The following is a 19,605-nucleotide window of genomic DNA, read 5'->3' on the forward strand; positions in this document are numbered from 1 at the left end:
ATTCGGTCAGCCCGGCGGGGCGGAGTGAAACGAGAATGCAACCGCTTTCCGAATTCGTTGGGGGTGTCATAATCGGACGTAGAGTGGTTTGTTCTCGAACCATTGCTCTCCCCACTGAATCATTCTCGACTTTCAGGAAGACCGGATGTCCGCCGCCCCTTCAGATCCTGCCGACCGTTCCGATGAGACACCTGCCGCAGAACGGCTTAATTTTATCGAAGTCGCGATCCAAAAAGACCTGGAATCGGGCCGTTTTAGTGGAGTCCAGACACGCTTCCCGCCTGAGCCCAATGGCTACCTGCACATCGGGCATGCCAAAAGTATTTGCCTGAATTTTTCGCTGGCCAAAAAGTACAACGGTGCCTGCAATCTGCGGTTCGATGACACCAATCCAAGCAAGGAAGAGACCGAGTACGTCGATTCGATCAAAGACGATATTCGCTGGTTAGGGTTTAACTGGGACAACCTCCATTTCGCCAGCGACTATTTCGACCAGCTGTACGAATGGGCGGTGCAGCTGATTCGATCGGGCGATGCCTACGTTTGCGACCTGGATAGTGAACAGACTCGGCTGTACCGAGGGACCGTCACCGAACCAGGGAAGAACAGCCCGACTCGAGACCGCTCGGTGGAAGAGAACCTCGATCTGTTTGCGCGAATGAAAGCGGGCGAATTCCCCGAGGGCAGCCATACGCTGCGAGCCAAAATTGATATGGCTTCGCCCAATCTGAATTTGCGTGATCCGGTGATGTACCGGATCATGAAGGCCCATCATCATCGAACGGGCGATACCTGGAAGATTTACCCGATGTACGATTGGGCACACGGCGAAAGTGACTCGCTGGAAAAGATCACGTTTTCGATCTGCACTTTGGAGTTCGAGAACCACCGACCGTTGTATGACTGGTTCTGCAAAAAACTAGAAATCCATCACCCCCGCCAGATTGAATTTGCGCGGCTGAATATGACGTATACGGTGATGAGCAAACGCAAGTTGTTGGATTTGGTGACGGCCAAGCACGTCAGCGGCTGGGATGATCCGCGGCTGCCCACGATCGTCGGGCTTCGCCGCCGCGGTTACACGCCCGAATCGATTCGCGATTTTTGTGAAGACATCGGTGTTGCCAAATTTAATAGCACGATCGATGTGGTCAAGTTGGAGAACGCGGTTCGCACCCACCTGAATAAAGTTGCGGAGCGCCGAATGGCGGTCCTTGATCCGGTCAAGCTGACGCTGACCAACTGGCCTGAAGGCAAAGTTGAAATGATGGAAGCGGTCAACAATCCCGAAGACCCAGCAGCGGGGACTCGGCAGGTTCCGTTTAGTGGGACCCTTTACATCGAACGCGAAGATTTCCGCGAAGAAGCGCCTCGCAAATACTTCCGTTTAAAGAAAGGGGGCGCCGTCCGGTTGCGGTATGCGTGCATCATCGATTGTCACGATGTCGTAAAGGACGAAGCTGGCAATGTTGTCGAAATCCTTTGCACCTACGATGAAGATACTCTCAGTGGTGCAGGGAAATCGGATCGTAAATGCAAAGGGACGATCCACTGGGTCAGTGCCGAACATGCAGCCGAAGTTCCGCTCCGGTTGTACGATCGATTGTTCAGTGACGAAAAACCGGAATCGGTCAAAGATGGCGGTTCTTACCTCGATAGTTTGAATCCGGATTCATTGCAGGAAACGACCGCAATGGTCGAGCCCGCATTGTTGGACGCCGAAGTCGGTGACCGAGTCCAGTTCGAACGAACCGGATACTTCTGCGTCGATCCAGACAGCGTTCCCGGCAAGCCAGTATTCAATCGGACAGTAGGTCTGCGAGACAGCTGGGGCAAGATGGAAGCCAAAGGCAAAGTGAACTAGCGGATCCGCGAAGGCCTCCCGGCCGGAACCGGCCTTGCGTTCTAGCATGTACTCTCCGGTCAGCGTGATATTCTTAGCGGAGCGGCGCAAGCCGCCCGGCCACGGATCTTGTCTCGATTCGGTAAGAACCGCCCAACATTTTGCCGTATCGCCTAGTCGCCAAGCGGCACCGCGAATCTGTCGCTGCCTTGCCGTGGCCTGGTGAAAACACGCCACGGTGCATGCCCGAGCAGGCAACGACGAAGCTGCCCGCCAAGAAACTGGCCAGCAGAAGAATGAGTATTGAGTAATGGAAAATTACAAAATGCAAAAGAACTGACCCGCAAGCCATTTTGCATTTCTAATTTTCCATTACTCAATACTCATTCTCCTCGTCTCTCGCAGTGCCAGTGGAATCGCCCGCCACGAATCTGTCGCTGCCTTTCCGTGGCCAGGTGAAAACACTCCACGGCAAGCGGCTGAGCAGGCAACGACGAAACTGGCCAACAGAAGAATGAGTAATGAGTAATGAGAATTACAAAATGCAAAATGACTGACCCCGCAAGCCATTTTGCATTTCTAATTTTCCATTACTCAATACTCATTCTCCTCGTCTCTCGCACAGCCAGTGGAATCGCCCGCCACGAATCTGTCGCTGCCTTGCCGTGGCCTGGTGAAAACACTTTACGGCGAGCGGCTGAGCCGACGAAGCTGCTCGCCAAGAAACTGGCCAACAGAAGAATCAGTAATGAGAATTACAAAATGCAAAAGAACTGACCCACAAGCCATTTTGCATTTCTCATTCTCCATTACTCAATACTCATTCTCCGATCCTTCACACAGCCAGCGCAGCCTCCCACCACAAAACGCAGTATCTGAGGCCTTTCCACTAGCTCGCCACTCTCTATTCCAGGTGAATGGTATCCATCACCTGGTAGGTAGGACCATGTTTGTCGAGGAAACTGGCATAGACACAAACCTTGTTAGCGATCATGTGCCCTAATTCACGGTCGGCATTATCGGCGATCCTTTGCTGCAGCTGAGCCGGTTTTCGGCCTCCGCGGCGAGTTCTACCGAGCGTCAGATGCGGCTGCCAATCGCGGGGCTCGCGTTTGAATCCCAGTTTGGCGAATTCAATTTCTAGTTTTTCGACCAATGCGGCCAGAATTGGGCCGCCGTCAGCGATCCCGGCCCATACAATTCGGGGCCGCTCCGCGTTTGGAAATCCGCCCACTCCTGTTAAGTGCAGTTCCGTTGCCGGGGTTTCCAGACAACAATTACGCACTACCTGACAGACACCGTGGATCCGCGTATTATCGACCTCCCCGAGGAATTTCAGGGTCAAATGCAGATCGTCCAATGGGACCCAGCGCACGCCGTCTCCCTCGGCTTCGAGAGCTCGGACAAGACTGCGTGCTTCCGACTGGACTTTGGGTTCCATCGGGATCGCGATAAAGGTGCGGATATCTTTCATAAGAACAAATCGCGGCAGCGGGAAAAACCTAGGAATACAGGCGGCAAAGGAAGCGGAATGCTCATCAAATGCACGGAACCAATGCGGGTCCAAACAACAATGGATGATAGTTTGACGTATCCAACACAAACGCGGCACCCGTCGAAGAGGGGTCGCCCGCAAGGAATCGAATCCGGAGGGAAACGATGAGCCTACTATCGATGCCTTCCAAACCGTTTCGCCCCCACTGGCTGGTTCGTGGCGGACACATCCAGACCATTTTAGCAGCGGTTCAGAAAGGTCCAGACCTTCCGTACAAAGCGACTCCGATCGAAGTCCAACTGCGCGACGGCGACCGCCTGGTCATGCACGACGACCGCCCACCTAACTGGCGAGAGGGATCGCCATCGATCCTCTTGATCCACGGCCTCTGCGGCTGCCACACATCGGGCTACATGGTCCGCCTTGCCGCCCGCTTTAACGGACTAGGGGTCCGCACATTTCGGCTGGACATGCGAGGCTGCGGAGCCGCCGCGAACCTTTCGACATCGCTCACCCACGCCGGACGAAGCAATGACATCCTGGATGTCATTATCGAAATCGCCAAACGGACCATCGCAGGCCCCATCTACGCGATGGGCGTTTCGATGGGCGGAAACCAATTGCTCCGCGGAGTCGGCCGCGTGGGCGCCGGCGAGGACCCGCTCCCGTCCGACGTCTCCGAACGACTGCAACGGATCGCCGCCGTCGCACCTCCGGTTGATTTACAAAAATGCAGCAACATCATGCAACGGCGGCGAATGCGTTTCTACAACTGGTACTTCATCCGCCAGCTACTGCAACGCATCCCCCCACAGATCCGGCAAAGCGAAGCGTTTCAACGCCTCAACCTGTTGCCGCGTCCCAAAACACTGCGGGAACTGGATGCTCGAATCACAACCCCACTGGGCGGTTTCCGAGACGTCGATGATTACTACTCCTCCGCATCAGCCGCTCCGTACCTGCACCAAATCAAAACGCCGACGTTGATCCTAACCAGCGCCGACGATCCCATGATCCCGATCACTTCATTCCAGCATACGACGCTGGCCGATTCCATCGAATTGGCGGTCACCTCACGAGGCGGACACGTCGGTTACATCTCCCGAGGGACGGAACAGTGGATGGACGATCGGCTGGTGGAATGGTTTTGCCCACAGGCGAGATAAGATGGCTTTGACGGAAAGAAGGCTGGCGGTTTTGTGGTGGGAGGCTGCGCTGGCTGTGTGAAGGATCGGAGAATGAGTATTGAGTAATGGAGAATTAGAAATGCAAAATGGCTTGCGGGTTAGCTCTTTTGCATTTTGTAATTCTCATTACTCATTACTCATTCTTTTGTTGGCCAGATTTCTTGGCGGGCAGCTTCGTCCTTGCATGCTCGGGCATGCACCGTGGAATGATTTTCACCAGGCCACGGCAAGGCAGCGACAGATTCGTGGCGGGCGATTCCACTGGCCGTGGGAGAGCCGAGGAGAATGAGTATTGAGTAATGGAAAATGAGAAATGCAAAATGGCTTGCGGGCCAGTTCTTTTGCATTTTGTAATTCTCCATTACTCAATACTCATTTTTCTGTTGGGCAGCTTCGTCGTTGCATGCTCAGCCGCTCGCCGTGGAATGTTTTCACCAGGCCACGGCAGGATACGCCAGATTCGCTGTGGGCGATTCCGCTGGCTGTGCGAGAGACCGGAGAATGAGTATTGAGTAATGGAAAATTAGAAATGCAAAATGGCTTGCAGGTCAGCTCTTTTGCATTTTGTAATTCTCATTACTCAATACTCATTCTTCTGTTGGCCAGCTTTGTCGTTGCCTGCGCAGCCGCTTGCCATCGCCAGGCTACTTGGTGCGAAACAGTTCGCTGATCGATTGATCGTGATGGATTCGCTTGATCGCGGTTGCTAGTAGTGGAGCGACCGACAGCTGACGCGTGATGGGCAGTTGCTTTTCTGCTGGCAATGGCAGCGTGTTGGTGATCGCGATCGAATCGATCGGAGCATTTTGAATCCGCTCGATTGCGGGACCACAGAAAATCCCATGCGTCGCCGCGATGTGGATCTCGGATGCTCCATGTTCGCGGACCAGTCGAGCCGCACCGCAGATGCTGCCTGCGGTGCTGATCATGTCGTCGAACATGAGGACACGTTTGCCTTCGACGGGACCGCCGATGACGGTCGTCTGTTGGACTTCCAGAGCACTGGTGCGGCGTTTGTGGAGGATTGCCAATGTTCCTCCCAGCCGTTTGGCGTGCCCGCTTGCTCGTTTGATACTTCCCTCGTCCGGGCTGACGACAACGATGTCATCTCCGAATAAGTTCTGCTGGAGGAAGTAATCGTTCAGGACAGGAGCTGCGTACAAGTGGTCGACAGGGACATCAAAGAAGCCCTGGACCTGAGCTGCATGCAGGTCCATCGTCAGAACGCGGTCGGCGCCAGCTCGGGTGATCAGGTTGGCGACCAGTTTCGCCGTGATCGGAACGCGCCCCTCGTCTTTGCGGTCTTGTCGCGCATATCCGAAGTACGGGATGACCGGAGTGATTCGCGCTGCACTGGCTCGTTTGCAGCAGTCGATCATGATCAACAGTTCCATCAAACTGTCGTTGACCGGTGGGCAAGTCGGCTGGATCAAAAACACATCACGTCCGCGGACGTCTTCGTCCAGCTTGCAGAAATTCTCTCCGTCAGGGAATTTCCCAAGCGTGATCGCGGCAGGCGCTAGGTGCAGGTGGTCACAGATTTCGGTCGCAAGGTCGGGGTTTGAGCGACCGCTAAAGATTTTTAGTTCACGCATTGGACGAGTACCCCATCGCTCGCATGGTCGTGTCGACAAGCTGTAGCTCACTACGGTTGTTAATGCTCAAGGATTCGCATTCCTGAAGCACCGGAAGGGCTTCGACCGTATGCCCGGCTTGGCGGAGCAAGGCGACGGTGTCGGTGAGGTAGAACTCACCTTGGGCATTGTTGTTTTGAAGTTGGTCCAGCGCTTTCAGTAGTGCTGGGCCGTCAAATAAGTACGTGCTCATGTTGACTTCGGTGATCGCACGCTGCTCTTCGCTGGCGTCTTTCTCTTCGACGATCCCCGTGAAGTCTCCTTGGGCATTCCTGACGATTCGACCAAGGCCTTGTGGATCGTCTTTTTTAAGCGTCCCCAGCAGGAGCCCAGGTCGTGTGTTGCGGAAATGAGTAAGCAGTTTTTCCAGGCTGGACGCCTGCAGCAACGGCGAATCTCCAGCGACCACGATGACCGGTCCCTTGTGGTCTGCTAGCAATGAGCGGCAGACTTGAACGGCATGCCCGGTCCCCAGTTGTTGCTCTTGGAGCACAAACTGGATCGATTCGGAGCGTCCGTTTAGTTCGGCTTGAACATCGTCGGCTCGGTGGCCCACGACGACGATTTGGTCGGTAATCCCTGCAGCTGACAAAGCATCTAAGACAAAGTGGATCATCGGTCGATCACACACCGGGCAGAGGACCTTGGGGAGGTCGCTTTGCATGCGGGTCCCTTTGCCAGCGGCCAAAACCACTGCGACTTCTCCAGCCATTTACTTTCTACCTGTTAATGTCCGGTTCACACCCTGCAAGGTGTGCCGATAGGTACGGGAATGGGGGGGGCTTTTTCAAATTTCCGTGGTCGGCTGTCCGGCAGAGGACAGCCCAAGTCCTCGTAGTGTCGCATCTTGTACCGTCTGCCGACAACCGGACGCCTTCAAGGTTTCTTAAAGAACGAGCGGGGGAAGGATGGACGATCGATTTCCGGTCTAGCGGCGAACCCCCGTTTCTCGTCAGAATAGGCCGATAACGATACGAACAAGAAATCTTGCTTGCTCCCCTCCAAGGATGGTTGTCGATGCGTCGCCGGATGCAGCATTTACTGGAATATGTAGTGGTTCGCCTGCTAATTGCAGTCGTCCAGACATTGCCTGAAGATCGCGCGAACCGCTGCTGCCATGGTGCCGCCTGGCTGCTAAGCGACGTCTTTAACGTGCGAGGAAAGACGGTCGAGGCGAATTTGGAACGCGTTTTCCCCGACCAGGGGGATCTCAGGCGGGTCGAGATGCGGCGGGCGATGTGGCACCATCTGCTGTTGATGATCTGCGAAATCGCTTGGGCACCGCGAAGATTGCACCGCAGCAACTGGAAACAGCACATTCATTTTCCAGCGGGAGACGCCTGTTTACGCCCCATGCTCAGTTCGCGTCCCGCGGTGGTCGTTTCCGGTCATTTCGGGAATTTTGAAATGGGCGGGTATGTCAACGGTTTGATCGGGATTTCAACGCTGACGATCGCTCGGAAGCTCGATAACCCCCACTTACATCGATACATCACCCGTTTTCGAGCCGCCAAAGGGCAGCGGCTGATCGATAAGAACGGGTGTGCACCTGAAATTGATCGCCATTTAGCCCAGGGCGGGATTCTGACTTTGCTAGCCGATCAGCACGGAGGCGAACGAGGTTGTTGGGTCGATTTCCTGGGGCATCCAGCTTCCTGCCATAAAGGGCTAGCCCTTTTTTCGCTGACTTCAAAAGCCCCCATGATGGTCGGCTATACGCAGCGATACGACGGGCCCATGCGATTCATCCAAGGAGCTACCGGGTTTCTGGACCCACTGTCGGACGATCCCGCAGCAGGCGGAGTCCGCCCGATGACGGCTTGGTACAACGACCGTCTAGCCGAAGTCGTGTTGAAGTGCCCCGAGCAATATTGGTGGCTTCACCGACGCTGGCGTCCAAAACCCAAAAGAGTTCGCCCAGCCAAACCGGTCGCCCCCGCAAAGGCCGCCTAGCGTCACCGTCCAGAAACGAGCATAAAAATCTTAGCGGAGCGGCGCGAGCCGCCCGGCACATGCATTGTGATTTCTAGGCGGATTGCCGGACGGCTCGCGCCGTTCCGCTAAGAAAGTAGACGGCATTGGTCACATGCCGTGTCACTCCGCCTCTGCGTTACCGTTTAACTCTGGCCGTCTCTATTGATTCTCCACCGCGGCTAAATATTCCTGTCGGCCTTTGTCGTTTATGACGGCGTAGCGAATGAACAATTGGTTATCGACGGCGACTGGCGAGGCGAATATTTCGTCTCCCATTTGGTTTTTGCTCAGTAGTTCAAATCGATTGGGGGTCGCCTTGAAAACGAAGACTTCGCCGTCTTCGCTGGCTGCATAGATCCGCCCGTCGGCCAGCATGGGAGAAGACGTGAAGCCTCCGGTAAGCCTTGTCTTCCATTGCTCTTTTCCGTCTTTGGTTCGCCAGCAGTAGCCGACGCCTGCGTCCGAGACCGCGTACAACGAACCGTTGTCGGCCAGCATCGATTGCTCGTAACTCATCACTCGGTTTTCCCAAATCTGCTTTCCCGATCCGTCGGCCAATACGGCCCAGGTCCCTGATTTTGGGTTCCCGCCGGAAGCAAATACCATACGGTCATCCCAGACGATGGTGCCGCAAGTCGCTTCGGTCGACGAGTCAGCGGACCAAAATAGTTTGCCGTTGATCGGGTTATAAGATTCGATCTTGTCGGCGCCGGAAATCAGCAGTTGATCCTTGCCGGCGATCATGGCGACGATCGGGGACGAGAAAGACAGGTTCGCCGGGCGGTCGATTTTCCAAAGCCCCTGCCCTGTCTTTTTCTGAAAGGCATAGATGCCGCTGTCGGGCCCATCGTATTCTGCGGCGATAATCAGTCGGTCTTTAAACAGGATGGGGCTGGCACCATATCCAAACTGAAACGCTTGCGGTTTAAAGTTGGCGACCTTCTTCTGCCATTTCTTTCTTAAGGAAAGGTCGTACACCGTGACATAAATCGCGTCCGAATTATGGAACACGACGTAGATCTGCTCTCCGTCGGAGGCGACCGTAGGGCTGGCGTAAGAGTTACGCGGATGAATCCGAGCCGGAAGCCCTTTGTCGTGCACGACGATCGACTGGGTCAGCTCCCCGCTCGTTCGGTCGAATTCCAGTAACAGCTGCTCGTCGCGTTCCAGGTCGGCGGTCGTCAGAAAGATCGATTCGCCGACGACCGTCGGTGAACTGTGTCCGGCACCTTGGATGGGTGTATTCCAAAGGACGCCATCGCCGCGGGCAAGATCCCACTGCACTGGCGGATCGGCGTCGGGGGCGGCATGGTTGTCGGAAGTCGGCCCTCGCCACTGCAGCCAGTCGGCTGCAGAAGTTGTCTCCGCCCCAAAGAAAGTCAGAGACGCAAGTGTCACGAAGAAAAAATGGCGAGGCATGATACGAAAGGAGTTTGAGGAGAGAGAAAAGGTTGCAGGGGCTTACCTCGCCTCTTTGATTAGTGGTTCGGCCCCTTGCGAGAGTAGTTGGTTGCCAACTTCGACAGCCAGTTCGTTTGGCTGATCGATGGCACCTATGGCCGAATGCTCCAGACGCGTTTTACCGTCCGTGGAAAGGACCAACGCGCGGAGGGTTAACTGGTCTCCGGCGACCGTCGCCAACGCCGCAATCGGCGCTAAGCAACCTCCGCTCAGGTGGCTTAATAGAGTCCGCTCGGCCGTCACGCAAGCTCGGGTTTCCCGGTCATCCAGCGACGCTAACACCGAGGTGACGATAGGGTTGTCGGCCCGCGTTTCGATTCCAAGGGCTCCCTGTCCTGGGGCGGGAAGCATTTGTTCTAAGGTCAATCGTTCGGTGACATGCTGCGTCATTTCTAAACGCGACAGCCCCGCCTCGGCAAGGATGATCGCATCGAATTCGCCTGAGGCAAGTTTTTCAAGACGGGATTGAACGTTGCCGCGGATCGGTCTGACTTGAAGGTCGCTGCGCATGTGAAGCAACTGGGCGGCTCGGCGGCGGCTGCCCGTTCCGATCACCGAACCGTTCGGCAGGTCCGCAAGCGTGTGATCGCTGCCGCTGATTAAGCAATCCCCGACAGCGGCTCGTGGTGGAATCGCCGCAAGGGCGAACCGTTCGTCGGGATCCGTCGGCAGGTCTTTAAGGCTGTGGACCGCCACGTCCGCTTCGCCTTCGACCAACGCTTGCTGGATCCGTTTGGTGAAAAATCCGACACCACGCGTCCCGTCGATCGGAGCTTGGTCGGTGTCTCCTCGGCTGGTTAAGAGGACCAGTTCGGTACGGTGACCTTGTTGAAGGAGTTGATCAGCAACCCAGTTGGCTTGCCAAAGCGCCAAAGGACTGCGGCGTGTGGCTAAGCGAATTGGAGCGGAGTCGTGCATGATGGAAAGGACTGAAGTAAGGACTGGTGGAAGGGGCCATTTATCATAGTCACGCTCTGGCGAGCGTAGCTACCGTTGCCAGGCGGTGGTTTTTTAAAAGCTACGGCGTCAGTTCGACCAGCTTCGCAGGGGCTTGGCTGGCGGCGATCGCTTTCTCTTCCAGTTCGATGTCGACGTGGTTGTAGAAAACGTCGCGCTGCCTTGGTTGGAAACCGAGTTCTTCGATCGCTTCGCGGATTTGAGTAAGCGTCAAGAAGTGGACCGTCCCCGCTTCGGCGACAACGTTCTCTTCGATCATCAGGCTTCCCATATCGTTTGCACCGAACAGCATCGCCAGTTGCCCAATCTTTAACCCTTGGGTGACCCAACTGCTTTGGATATTGGGGATGTTGTCCAGGTACAGTCGTGCTACCGCTTGGGTCTTGAGGTATTCAAAAGACCCGGCCGGCTGGACGTCGGCCATTTGGGTGTTGTCGGGCTGGAACGTCCAGCAGATGAACGCCGTGAAGCCATTGGTTTCGTCTTGAAGTTCGCGCAGACGCCGCAGGTGTTCGACTCGTTCGGCCAGCGTTTCGACATGTCCAAACATCATCGTGCAAGTGCTGATCCCGCCAAGCTGATGCCAGACTCGCATCACGTTCAACCAATCGTCGGTGTTGACTTTCCCACGCGTGATTTCGTCTCGAACGCGGTCGACAAGGATCTCCGCGCCGCCGCCGGGAATGCTTCCCAGCCCGGCCGCCTTCAGGCGTTCCAGAACGGTTTTGATCGGCAGGTTGTTCATCTTGGTGAAGTGATGCAGTTCAGGTGGGCTGAACCCATGAACGTTGATCTGCGGAAATCGTGTTTTGATGTCCTGCAGTAGTTCCTCGTACCATTCCAGTTTGTATTTGGGGTGTAGGCCTCCTTGGAGGAGCAGTTGATTGCCGCCCAACGCTACCGTTTCTTCGACTTTGGCCAGCAGTTCTTCGCGTGGCAGGACGTACCCTTCGTCACTCTTGGGGCCTCGGTAGAAGGCGCAGAAATCGCAGACGGCGGTACAGATGTTGGTGTAGTTAATGTTCCGGTCGACGTTGTAGGTGCGAACCGGAGATGGGTGCATCCGTCGCGACACCTTGTCGGCTGCGGTTCCGATCGCCGTCAGGTCGCTGCTCTGCAGCAACTGCAGGGCATCGGCTTCGTTTAACCGTTGGCCGTCGAGGACTTTGTCGAGGATGGGTTGAATGGCAGTTGGCATGTTCGCTTCCTAACTCGCTGAACAAAAGTGAAATTCGCGTGCTTGGGAAATCAAGCCTAGTTCGCTGGCACGCTGTTGGTAGATGTGCAGCCCTTGGCGTTCTTGAGGCCCAAGTCGGAAATGGAGGTTGTCGGTAAAGTAGTGATGCAGGTCATTGCTGGTCAGCCCGTGGCTTCCCGCTTCTTGCTGGGCGATCGATTCCAGGTTTTGCACGCCTTCATCGCGGGCGGCTGCCAGGATCTTTGCAAGCGGTTGAGCGTCGATTCCCTCTCGTGCGATCCACATGGCAAACACGAAGGGGTGTCCGGACCATTGGCACCAGCGGTCTCCAAGGTCCCATATCTCTTGATAGACGCCCGTCGGGGGGGGCATGGCTCGGTCGCCAATCAGCAGCACCGCATCCGCATCGACCGATTCCGGATCGGTCTCCATCGGCAAGGGGATCGTTTCAGGATGCAAATCGTATTGGTCGGCCAGCAGAAGCCGCACGAGTGCCGCACTGGTGCGGCTGCCCTCGTCCAGGGCTAGGCGGCGGATGTTTGCGATCGGGACTCGGCTGAGCAACCGTACGCTCCAGACAGGGCCTCGGCAGGCGATCACCGCATCCGAAACGATTTGAGCGCCGGTGCCGCGGAGGTACTCGATCGACGGGATCAGTGCGACGTCCAGGTCGCCGTTCGCTAGGTCATCGGCCAGTCGGCTGGGTAGATCCAGAGTCAAAGACCCCAGGCCCTCCAGACGCTCGCGCAGTCCATAGACGAGAGGGCGGGTGTTGAGGTACGAAACGGCACCGATTCGGAGCATCGAAAGCAGCCTTGGAGGAAGTTGCGAACACTACAAGGTTTACCGTTTTTCTGGGCCAGCGTTAACCACCAGCACGCTAAGTCGGATTGATTTGGTTATCCTAGGGGGATTGGAGCATCCACAAAACGATTGCTTTGGATTGGAAGGGCGGAGCCCGATTCGATTTTTTTTGCCGCCAAGCCTTGTAGCCCTGGCCGATGGCGTGGCCGCCTTCGCACGTATTTGTGGAACCCAGTCGCACCTTCCTCTTGTCCCTCCTACCCTTTCCGGTCGCCATGTCAAATCTATGGAAACTTATCCGTGTCGTTGGTGCGTCAGCGATGCTGGCCTGCCCTGCGGTCGCTCAAAACCCTAATCAGGCACCTTTCGGGCAAGCTGCCGGAGCAGGAAACGCGGCGGTAAATCGAGCCATCATTCATGTGGATGGAACGTTGGTTGGGATCGTCGGTACCGTTGCGAAAATAACCGACACGGAGGGGACGGAGGTGATGGTCCAGTTGCCGCAAGACCCCTCGCATATGCGTTTTAACGCCGTCGCCGATCCGCAGGGAATTCGGCCGGGGATGATGGTCCGTTTCAGTACGAATATCGGACCCAATGGGTTGCCGGTCGAGCCCGTCGATCAGGTGGAACTGTTCCATCCCATTCGCACGAACAACATGCCAGCCCATGCGAAGGAAGCGGTCGTTCCCGGGGTCTATCCTGCAAAGCGAGGCCCTAAGCCACCGCCGGGCGTTATCGTTCCAGGAACCTATAAGGTGGTCGGAACCTTGGCGCAGTTTTTCCCCGGAAAAGGGATCGCCGTCGTGGCGGGGCAAACACCGATTCAGGTCCCGCTTTCCGAAGAGGCCCGTTATCTGGTGCGAACCAATTCGCTTGAATTATCGCAAGCAGGCGACAAGGTCTCGGTCGATGCGTTTTACGACGGGGTCGATAAAACCAAGGTCGTGGCCGATTCTTTTACCGTGAGCACCGAGCGGTTGATCGGAACTCCAAGCGAAGATCCGCGAAAGTCCCGCCGTCGTCGCGGGCGTGATAAACCCGAAGCGGATGAGCCCAAGGCTGCTGAGCCTGAAGCCGCCGAACTCAAGGAATAGCCCGTCGGCGATTGTCGCCTTTCGCGGTGGGACGTGAAATCCATTGGTCACGTATCACCGGTCGGTCCACGCTCTGGCGAGCGTAGTTGCGAGAGCGCCGTCGTTCCTGCCGCTAGGTAGCAGCGACACTGCGACATGGACGTTCTGCTTTGCCCGTTCGGGTTTAGCGTGAGCCCGAGGATCCGCGGCGGCTTGGAGGTCCTGGCTTGCCGTTGGGTTTGCCAGCCGCTTTTTTGTTGCCGCCGCCACTGCGTCCTTTGCTGGGCATGGTCGAGCCTTTGTTGGCGCTTCTTGCACCGGCCGATCCTGGACGCGGTTTCCACGTGCGATTCTGTTTGCCTCCCTTTCCTTTGCCACCTTTGGTTGTTGTGGCTCGAGACCGGGTGTGGAACGGTTGCTTGGAATCGACAGGGATTCGCTGTCCGATCAATTTTTCGACAGCGTTTAGGCAGTCGTGGTCGTCGGGAGTGCAGAAGGTGACGGACATTCCCTCGGCGCCTGCGCGTCCGGTTCGTCCGATGCGATGGACATAGCTTTCTGGGTCGTGCGGCATGTCGTAGTTAATGACATGGCTTAGCCCTTCGATATCGATTCCGCGAGCGGCCAAATCGGTCGCGATCAGGATGTCGACCTTGCCTTTCCGGAAACCTTGTAGGACGCGTTCGCGTCCGGCTTGGGTTTTCCCGCCATGGATCGCCTCGCAGGACAAATCCTGTTTTTGTAGTTGCTTGGAAAGCCGGTCGGCTCCCCGTTTGGTTTTGGTGAAAACCAAAACCTGCCCGGTCGCTTCGGTGTCCAGGACATGCCGCAGCAGCTTCATTTTGTCGGTGTGCTCGACCATCATCAGGCATTGTTCGATCCGTTCAACGGTCGAAGAAGGAGGCGTGACAATGACTTCGACGTGGTTGGTCAGTAGACCTTCGGCCAGTTTTTTGACCGGCGGCGGCATCGTTGCTGAGAAGAACAGGGAGTGCCGTTTGGGCGGCAGTTCCTTCATGATTTTTCGTAGGTCGGGCATGAAGCCCAGGTCCAGCATTCGGTCCGCTTCATCCAGGACAAAGGTTTCCACATCGTCCATCCAGACGCAGCCTTGACCGAACAGGTCTAGCAGTCGTCCGGGGGTTGCGACACAGATATGGACGCCCCGTTCGAGTGCGCGGACTTGTCTTCCCTGACTGACGCCGCCGAAGACCGTCGTGACGCGAAATTTAAGGTGTTTGCCGTAGCTTTCAAAACTGGCAGAAATCTGCGAAGCCAGTTCACGCGTAGGGCTTAGGACCAGTACTTGAGGGCATTTGGGGCGAGGCGTTTTGCGGTCCGCGTCCAGTCGTTGCAGGATCGGGATCGCGAAAGCAGCGGTTTTGCCCGTTCCGGTTTGGGCACATCCCAGGAGGTCTCTCCCTTCTAGAAGGGGGCCAATGGAGGCAGCCTGGATCGGAGTTGGCTCGTGATAGCCTTCGGAGTGAAGTGCTCGCTGGAGAGGCTCAATCAGATCGAATTCGTAGAACGTCTTGGGAAGTGTGGGTGACAAAGCAGGCACGGGTGGGGGGTGGAGTAAGGGAGAACAAAAACAGCGTCGCGCAAAAACACGACGCTGTTCCGTTGAATTTCTAGAACCGGTTATAGGAAGCCGGCTCGATTTAGGAAATGACTAGTTGCGGTATCCGCCGCCACCGCCACCGCCATATCCACCACCGCCGCCACCACCATATCCGCCACCACCACCGCCACCGTAGCCGCCGCGTCCACCGCCGCCGCCACCACCGTAGCCGCCGCGATCACCACCGCCACCGCCACCACCACGTCGCTCTTCTCGAGGGCGAGCTTCGTTGACGGTGAGGGCTCGTCCACCAAGATCTTGGCCGTTCAGGGCTTCGATCGCGTCTTCGGCTCCGTCATTCATTTCTACGAATGCAAATCCGCGACTGCGACCGGTTTCGCGGTCGGAAACCACCGAGGCATTAACTACCTCACCATATTGCCCAAACAATTCTCGCAAATCATCTGCGGAGGAATTGAAAGATAGGTTTCCGACGTAAATACGCTTACTCATCAAAACTGTCCTTGGGCCGAAATCGACCCATTCAACGTGACCACGCATTCGGCTTCGGAGCTTGGTCCCGCAGTCATGCGGTTACCAAAAATCCTTGTGCCTAATGCGCTGCTCGAGAAGGTTTAGTGCCCGTTCACTGATAGAGATGCTCGGTTCGTGCTGGCAACGCGGAGCCTGGTGGCACATGATGGCGTCGGCAGGTCTCCCCGGCGAATCGGCCTTATGCATCCATCTGCGAAGAATGCATGGAGCAATGCGGGCTGGGGAAGAGCAGCGGTTTCAGCGAATCAGTCGGTAACTTTCCCTAGCAAATAGAGACTCGCGGCCACAAATGCCGCACCCCCGGAGTGTACACGATTTCTATGTGGGCAAATGGGGCAATCTGGAAAAAAGCTCAGAATTGAAGAAATGGATTTTTTGCGTTCTGTTCACCGGTAATACGGCTTTTCGACGATCCCTGGCAGACTATCATGGGCACATTGGCGGCTCTTTTCAAAGTGGCAAGCGGACGGATCATGTGGCACACAAGCAGCGGAAATCGAACGCTTCAAGGGGCTGAAGGCTTGCTGGTCGCTGCTGCGTTGGAAGCGATTCTAGAAGACTTGGCTGTCGATCTGGATGACGGAGACGATCCGACGCCTTGGCATTTTGGGATCGCTGTCTTTGATGTCCTCGCACCCCAGCAGCGACTTGCCGTGCTCCTTACGGTTGGTACTCATTTGCTTACCGAGACCGACGCGACGCTCCCGCTGACCGCGATCAACGAAGCGGCTGTTGGCGCTCTGTTCGCCGAAGTTCGCGATCAGGTGATGCTGGAAATTGAAACGGCGGATGCAAGTGACCATGCGGCTAGCGAATGGCCTGCGTTGGACCTTGAAGACCTAATCGTTTCCTGGAGGCAGCGCGTTTGGGATGCCTACTGCGAAGGAGGAATGCTGGACGATATGGAATTGCATGCTGAATCGATCGCCTGCGGTTTGGTCCCCAGTAACCCGCGGGATAAAAATATCGAACGCTGGTCCAATGTGATCGACCAACTTGCCGATTCGATTCTCTGGGATCGTGATTACGAAATCGCGGACAGCTTTTTGGATGCCGCCCCCGATAAAGCACAGCATCACAAAGTACTGCTTGGCATCGACGACGAATACTTCACCGCGATTGCTCCCGATCCCCTTCCCGAGCAGGTTCCGCAGTTGCTAAGCGAAGCCCAGTTGTTGGCAAAACGCTACCCACGCTAGGGACGCAAAATTTATTGGTGGCTTGATTTCGGTCTGTCCATGCTCTGGCGAGCGTCGCTGCGTGACTGCCGTCGTCACCGCCGCCAGACGGTGGTTCCCACGCGAAAACTGTCACCGATTGATTGCACAGCCTCTCCGCGAAAGAACGCCCCCTTAACGCTGTCTTCGCGGGGCGGAAGGCGACGGTCTTTCGACGCTCCCGATTAAAACGACGGCTCGTTAATCGTCTCGGTTGCCCCGGTCCACGGGCTCTCTTAATCACGGTACATTGGGTGCCAGCAGACTTACCTGTTAGAACCTATTAATATCGAGCCTTCAGTGATGACGACGGATAAGAAGTGGCCCATCGGCGTATTTGCGAGTGTGGATGCAGGACTTGGCGTGCAGTGGGATGTGATCCGCCAGCTAAAGGTCCCCACGATTCAGTTACATGCTCCAGCACCGGAGTCCCGGACGGCCGAAGTTGCCGAACGACTGCGAGGCCAGTTGGCTGAAATGGACGTCACGTTGACGGCCGTATTCGGTGGATTTGATGGCGAATCGTACGCCGATATTCCGACGGTCGAGCGAACCATTGGTCTGGTACCTGAGGAGACTCGCGCCGCGCGTCTAGCCGAGATGAAAGAAATCGCCGATTTCGCTGCCCTGTTGGAATGCCCCGTGGTCGCCTTGCACCTAGGTTTTGTGCCTCAGGAAATGGATGATCCGCGGATGCCGGGGATCATCGAAGTGACGCGCGATCTGTGTGACCACTGCGCCGCCCAAGGTCAGGCACTTCACCTGGAAACAGGGCAAGAAACCGCTGATGAATTGCTCGCTTTCTTGGCTGCCGTCGATCGCAAAAATTTGCATGTCAATTTCGATCCTGCCAACATGATTTTGTACGGCACGGGCGAACCGATTCCCGCGTTGAAAAAACTAGCACCTCATGTGAAAAGTGTTCACTGCAAAGACGGCACCTGGAGCGACCAGCCCGGCAAGACCTGGGGGGCCGAAGTGCCTCTTGGCGAAGGCGATGTGGATATGGCTTTGTACGTCAAGACTTTGGACGAAATCGGTTACGACGGGCCGCTGACCATCGAGCGAGAAATCCCGCAAGAACCCGAACGTCAGATCGCTGAAATCGGTAGTGCAGTCGAATTGCTGCGAAAGTTGACTAGCTAGCGTGATCGGAGAAGTGATCGCGATCGGCGACGAAATGACCACCGGAGCTCGTGTCGACACGAACTCCGCGTGGCTCAGTCAGCAGTTGGCTGCGGTCGGAGTCCGGACGTTTTTCCAGACCACCGTCGCCGATGATATCGAAGCCGGAGTTCAGGCGTTTCGTATCGCTGCCCAGCGAGCCGATATCGTGATCGCAACAGGCGGCCTGGGGCCGACACGCGATGATCTAACACGAGAAGTGCTGGCGATGTTGATGAATCAACCGCTGGAATTTCGGCCTGAAGTGATGGAGCATATTCAGACGCTCTTCTCACGCCGTGGACGCGAGATGCCTGAACGCAATCGCCTGCAGGCGATGTTCCCGGTCGGTGCGGATGTCGTGCCGAATCCCCAAGGGACCGCTCCCGGACTGGACCTGACTTTCCCGCGCGAAGGTTTGCCCCCTTCGCGTATCTTTGCACTTCCCGGCGTCCCTGCCGAGATGAAGCAGATGGTGCAGGCGACCGTCCTTCCGCGATTGGTGGCCAGTGGGTTGGCGGGCCAGCGAGTCATGCGCCAGCAGGTTGTCAAATGTTTCGGAGTCGGCGAGAGCGAGATGGAGTCTCGTCTGGGAAACATGATCGCACGGGACCGAACCCCTTCGGTCGGAATTACCGTCAGCCGTGCGACAATCTCGCTGCGGATCACGGCCGATGCCACGGATGATGCCCTGGCACTGCAGCAGATTATGGAAACTCGCCAGCAGATCTATCAATTGGTTCCTGAATTTATTTTCGGAGAAGGCGAAGGCTGTGAACTGCAGGATGCCGTGTCGGACGCGCTGGTCCACCGAGCCGAATCGCTGGCGGTGATCGAAGCCGGAGCCGCCGCACCATTGGCTGGCTGGCTGGCTGGCAAACCTGGCTTTCGAGCCGGCATTTACGTGCCCGAATTAAACGATTTGGAAAAACGCAAAGACGAGCCGCAGGAAGAAATCTTCGCGCGTATCGCAAGCGAGAACAAAGTCGACTGGCTCCTAGCCGTCGATGCGTATCCACAGCTTCCAGAAACCGATCAGCCTCTACCCGCATTTCCGCTAAGGGTGTTGATTTGGAAAGCCATCCCCAGCAGTGAATCCAAGGGAGAGCTGCAGGTATCCGAATTAGAACTAGGCGGCCATCCCGACATCGTGCAAGACCGAATCGCAAAGGCAGCACTAGATATCCTAAGAAAGCAGCTAAAAAGGAAAACCAAAGACAACTAATCCCAACCAAAACAATCCCCACCACCCCAACAATCCACACCACACCACACCACACCACCCACCTCCTCCACTCCCACCTCCTCCACTCCTCCACTCCTCCACTCCTCCACTCCTCCACTCCCTGTCTCCCTGTCTCCCTGTCTCCCTGTCTCCCCCCCTCCCCCCCTCCTAGGTCAACTTCCCCGTTTTTTGTTGCGATTTACCAAGGTGGCTCCTAATCTAGGTCTAGCACCCTGATTTCAAGCTGTTGGCTC

At 56.3% G+C, this 19,605-nt stretch carries 17 protein-coding genes; 7 read left to right on the top strand and 10 right to left on the bottom strand.

All coding sequences use genetic code 11. From position 1 onward, the window contains the following. The first annotated feature begins 145 nt into the window (after positions 1–145). The gene (locus tag FF011L_RS01760) at positions 146–1,864 is read left to right on the top strand and encodes a glutamine--tRNA ligase/YqeY domain fusion protein (RefSeq protein WP_145349709.1); all 1,719 of its coding nucleotides are present in this window, start codon (positions 146–148) and stop codon (positions 1,862–1,864) included. Between the two features lie 152 nt (positions 1,865–2,016). Here the strand turns inward: FF011L_RS01760 and FF011L_RS01765 are convergent, their stop codons facing one another. Continuing rightward, positions 2,017–2,223 (bottom strand): hypothetical protein, encoded by a 207-nt coding sequence (locus tag FF011L_RS01765; RefSeq protein WP_145349711.1) that lies wholly within the window; start codon positions 2,221–2,223, stop codon positions 2,017–2,019. Between the two features lie 524 nt (positions 2,224–2,747). Then, complete coding sequence (gene thpR, locus FF011L_RS01770; RefSeq protein WP_145349713.1) at positions 2,748–3,317, bottom strand: RNA 2',3'-cyclic phosphodiesterase; 570 nt, start codon at positions 3,315–3,317, stop codon at positions 2,748–2,750. 185 nt (positions 3,318–3,502) lie between these two features. Here thpR and FF011L_RS01775 point away from each other — a divergent pair, with 185 nt between their 5' ends. Then, complete coding sequence (locus FF011L_RS01775; RefSeq protein ID WP_145349715.1) at positions 3,503–4,504, top strand: YheT family hydrolase; 1,002 nt, start codon at positions 3,503–3,505, stop codon at positions 4,502–4,504. A gap of 665 nt (positions 4,505–5,169) precedes the next feature. On the opposite strand, the gene FF011L_RS01785 is transcribed toward FF011L_RS01775, so the two are convergent. Further along, on the bottom strand, positions 5,170–6,120 hold the full coding sequence (locus FF011L_RS01785) for a ribose-phosphate diphosphokinase (RefSeq protein WP_145349719.1): 951 nt from the start codon (positions 6,118–6,120) through the stop codon (positions 5,170–5,172). Beyond that, a complete protein-coding gene (locus FF011L_RS01790) occupies positions 6,113–6,871 on the bottom strand; it encodes a sugar phosphate nucleotidyltransferase (protein WP_145349721.1) in 759 nt (252 codons plus the stop codon). Before FF011L_RS01790 ends, FF011L_RS01785 begins: the two co-directional genes overlap by 8 nt. A 275-nt stretch (positions 6,872–7,146) precedes the next feature. Here FF011L_RS01790 and FF011L_RS01795 point away from each other — a divergent pair, with 275 nt between their 5' ends. After that, the gene (locus tag FF011L_RS01795) at positions 7,147–8,112 is read left to right on the top strand and encodes a lysophospholipid acyltransferase family protein (RefSeq protein ID WP_246109669.1); all 966 of its coding nucleotides are present in this window, start codon (positions 7,147–7,149) and stop codon (positions 8,110–8,112) included. Positions 8,113–8,292: 180 nt separating this feature from the next. Here the strand turns inward: FF011L_RS01795 and FF011L_RS01800 are convergent, their stop codons facing one another. From FF011L_RS01800 to FF011L_RS01815, 4 genes are all read right to left on the bottom strand, one after another. After that, complete coding sequence (locus FF011L_RS01800; RefSeq protein ID WP_145349723.1) at positions 8,293–9,552, bottom strand: outer membrane protein assembly factor BamB family protein; 1,260 nt, start codon at positions 9,550–9,552, stop codon at positions 8,293–8,295. 42 nt (positions 9,553–9,594) lie between these two features. Then, positions 9,595–10,512, bottom strand: a complete 918-nt coding sequence (gene hemC / locus FF011L_RS01805) for a hydroxymethylbilane synthase (RefSeq protein WP_145349725.1) — start codon at positions 10,510–10,512, stop codon at positions 9,595–9,597. 100 nt (positions 10,513–10,612) lie between these two features. Further along, positions 10,613–11,749: a cyclic dehypoxanthinyl futalosine synthase gene (gene mqnC / locus FF011L_RS01810; RefSeq protein ID WP_145349727.1), complete on the bottom strand. Its 1,137-nt coding sequence runs from the start codon at positions 11,747–11,749 to the stop codon at positions 10,613–10,615. Positions 11,750–11,758: 9 nt separating this feature from the next. Next, on the bottom strand, positions 11,759–12,553 hold the full coding sequence (locus tag FF011L_RS01815; protein ID WP_145349729.1) for a menaquinone biosynthetic enzyme MqnA/MqnD family protein: 795 nt from the start codon (positions 12,551–12,553) through the stop codon (positions 11,759–11,761). A 275-nt stretch (positions 12,554–12,828) separates the two neighbouring features. Here FF011L_RS01815 and FF011L_RS01820 point away from each other — a divergent pair, with 275 nt between their 5' ends. After that, positions 12,829–13,650: a hypothetical protein gene (locus FF011L_RS01820; protein ID WP_145349731.1), complete on the top strand. Its 822-nt coding sequence runs from the start codon at positions 12,829–12,831 to the stop codon at positions 13,648–13,650. Positions 13,651–13,813: 163 nt separating this feature from the next. Here FF011L_RS01820 and FF011L_RS01825 read toward each other — a convergent pair whose 3' ends face one another. After that, positions 13,814–15,181 (bottom strand): DEAD/DEAH box helicase, encoded by a 1,368-nt coding sequence (locus tag FF011L_RS01825; protein ID WP_145354858.1) that lies wholly within the window; start codon positions 15,179–15,181, stop codon positions 13,814–13,816. Between the two features lie 120 nt (positions 15,182–15,301). After that, positions 15,302–15,703: an RNA recognition motif domain-containing protein gene (locus FF011L_RS26975; protein WP_145349733.1), complete on the bottom strand. Its 402-nt coding sequence runs from the start codon at positions 15,701–15,703 to the stop codon at positions 15,302–15,304. A gap of 515 nt (positions 15,704–16,218) precedes the next feature. Here FF011L_RS26975 and FF011L_RS01835 point away from each other — a divergent pair. The 3 genes from FF011L_RS01835 (at position 16,219) to FF011L_RS01845 (ending at position 19,351) form a co-directional block, all read left to right on the top strand. Continuing rightward, positions 16,219–16,944, top strand: coding sequence for a hypothetical protein (locus FF011L_RS01835; RefSeq protein WP_218932951.1), 726 nt, complete (start codon positions 16,219–16,221; stop codon positions 16,942–16,944). Between the two features lie 321 nt (positions 16,945–17,265). Continuing rightward, positions 17,266–18,108 (top strand): sugar phosphate isomerase/epimerase family protein, encoded by an 843-nt coding sequence (locus FF011L_RS01840; protein WP_145349738.1) that lies wholly within the window; start codon positions 17,266–17,268, stop codon positions 18,106–18,108. A gap of 1 nt (position 18,109) precedes the next feature. After that, positions 18,110–19,351, top strand: a complete 1,242-nt coding sequence (locus FF011L_RS01845; protein ID WP_246109670.1) for a competence/damage-inducible protein A — start codon at positions 18,110–18,112, stop codon at positions 19,349–19,351. The last annotated feature ends 254 nt before the right edge of the window (positions 19,352–19,605 follow it).

The sequence above is a fragment of the Roseimaritima multifibrata genome, from assembly GCF_007741495.1.
GTDB classification, from domain to species: domain Bacteria; phylum Planctomycetota; class Planctomycetia; order Pirellulales; family Pirellulaceae; genus Roseimaritima; species Roseimaritima multifibrata.

Excerpts from the sequence above, each read along its gene's own strand:
- FF011L_RS01760 (WP_145349709.1), top strand. The coding sequence starts at position 146 with ATGTCCGCCGCCCCTTCAGATCCTGCCGACCGTTCCGATGAGACACCT.
- thpR (WP_145349713.1), bottom strand. The coding sequence starts at position 3,317 with ATGAAAGATATCCGCACCTTTATCGCGATCCCGATGGAACCCAAAGTC.
- FF011L_RS01775 (WP_145349715.1), top strand. The coding sequence starts at position 3,503 with ATGAGCCTACTATCGATGCCTTCCAAACCGTTTCGCCCCCACTGGCTG.
- FF011L_RS01785 (WP_145349719.1), bottom strand. The coding sequence starts at position 6,120 with ATGCGTGAACTAAAAATCTTTAGCGGTCGCTCAAACCCCGACCTTGCG.
- FF011L_RS01790 (WP_145349721.1), bottom strand. The coding sequence starts at position 6,871 with ATGGCTGGAGAAGTCGCAGTGGTTTTGGCCGCTGGCAAAGGGACCCGC.
- FF011L_RS01800 (WP_145349723.1), bottom strand. The coding sequence starts at position 9,552 with ATGCCTCGCCATTTTTTCTTCGTGACACTTGCGTCTCTGACTTTCTTT.
- hemC (WP_145349725.1), bottom strand. The coding sequence starts at position 10,512 with ATGCACGACTCCGCTCCAATTCGCTTAGCCACACGCCGCAGTCCTTTG.
- mqnC (WP_145349727.1), bottom strand. The coding sequence starts at position 11,749 with ATGCCAACTGCCATTCAACCCATCCTCGACAAAGTCCTCGACGGCCAA.
- FF011L_RS01815 (WP_145349729.1), bottom strand. The coding sequence starts at position 12,553 with ATGCTCCGAATCGGTGCCGTTTCGTACCTCAACACCCGCCCTCTCGTC.
- FF011L_RS01820 (WP_145349731.1), top strand. The coding sequence starts at position 12,829 with ATGTCAAATCTATGGAAACTTATCCGTGTCGTTGGTGCGTCAGCGATG.
- FF011L_RS26975 (WP_145349733.1), bottom strand. The coding sequence starts at position 15,703 with ATGAGTAAGCGTATTTACGTCGGAAACCTATCTTTCAATTCCTCCGCA.
- FF011L_RS01835 (WP_218932951.1), top strand. The coding sequence starts at position 16,219 with ATGTGGCACACAAGCAGCGGAAATCGAACGCTTCAAGGGGCTGAAGGC.
- FF011L_RS01840 (WP_145349738.1), top strand. The coding sequence starts at position 17,266 with ATGACGACGGATAAGAAGTGGCCCATCGGCGTATTTGCGAGTGTGGAT.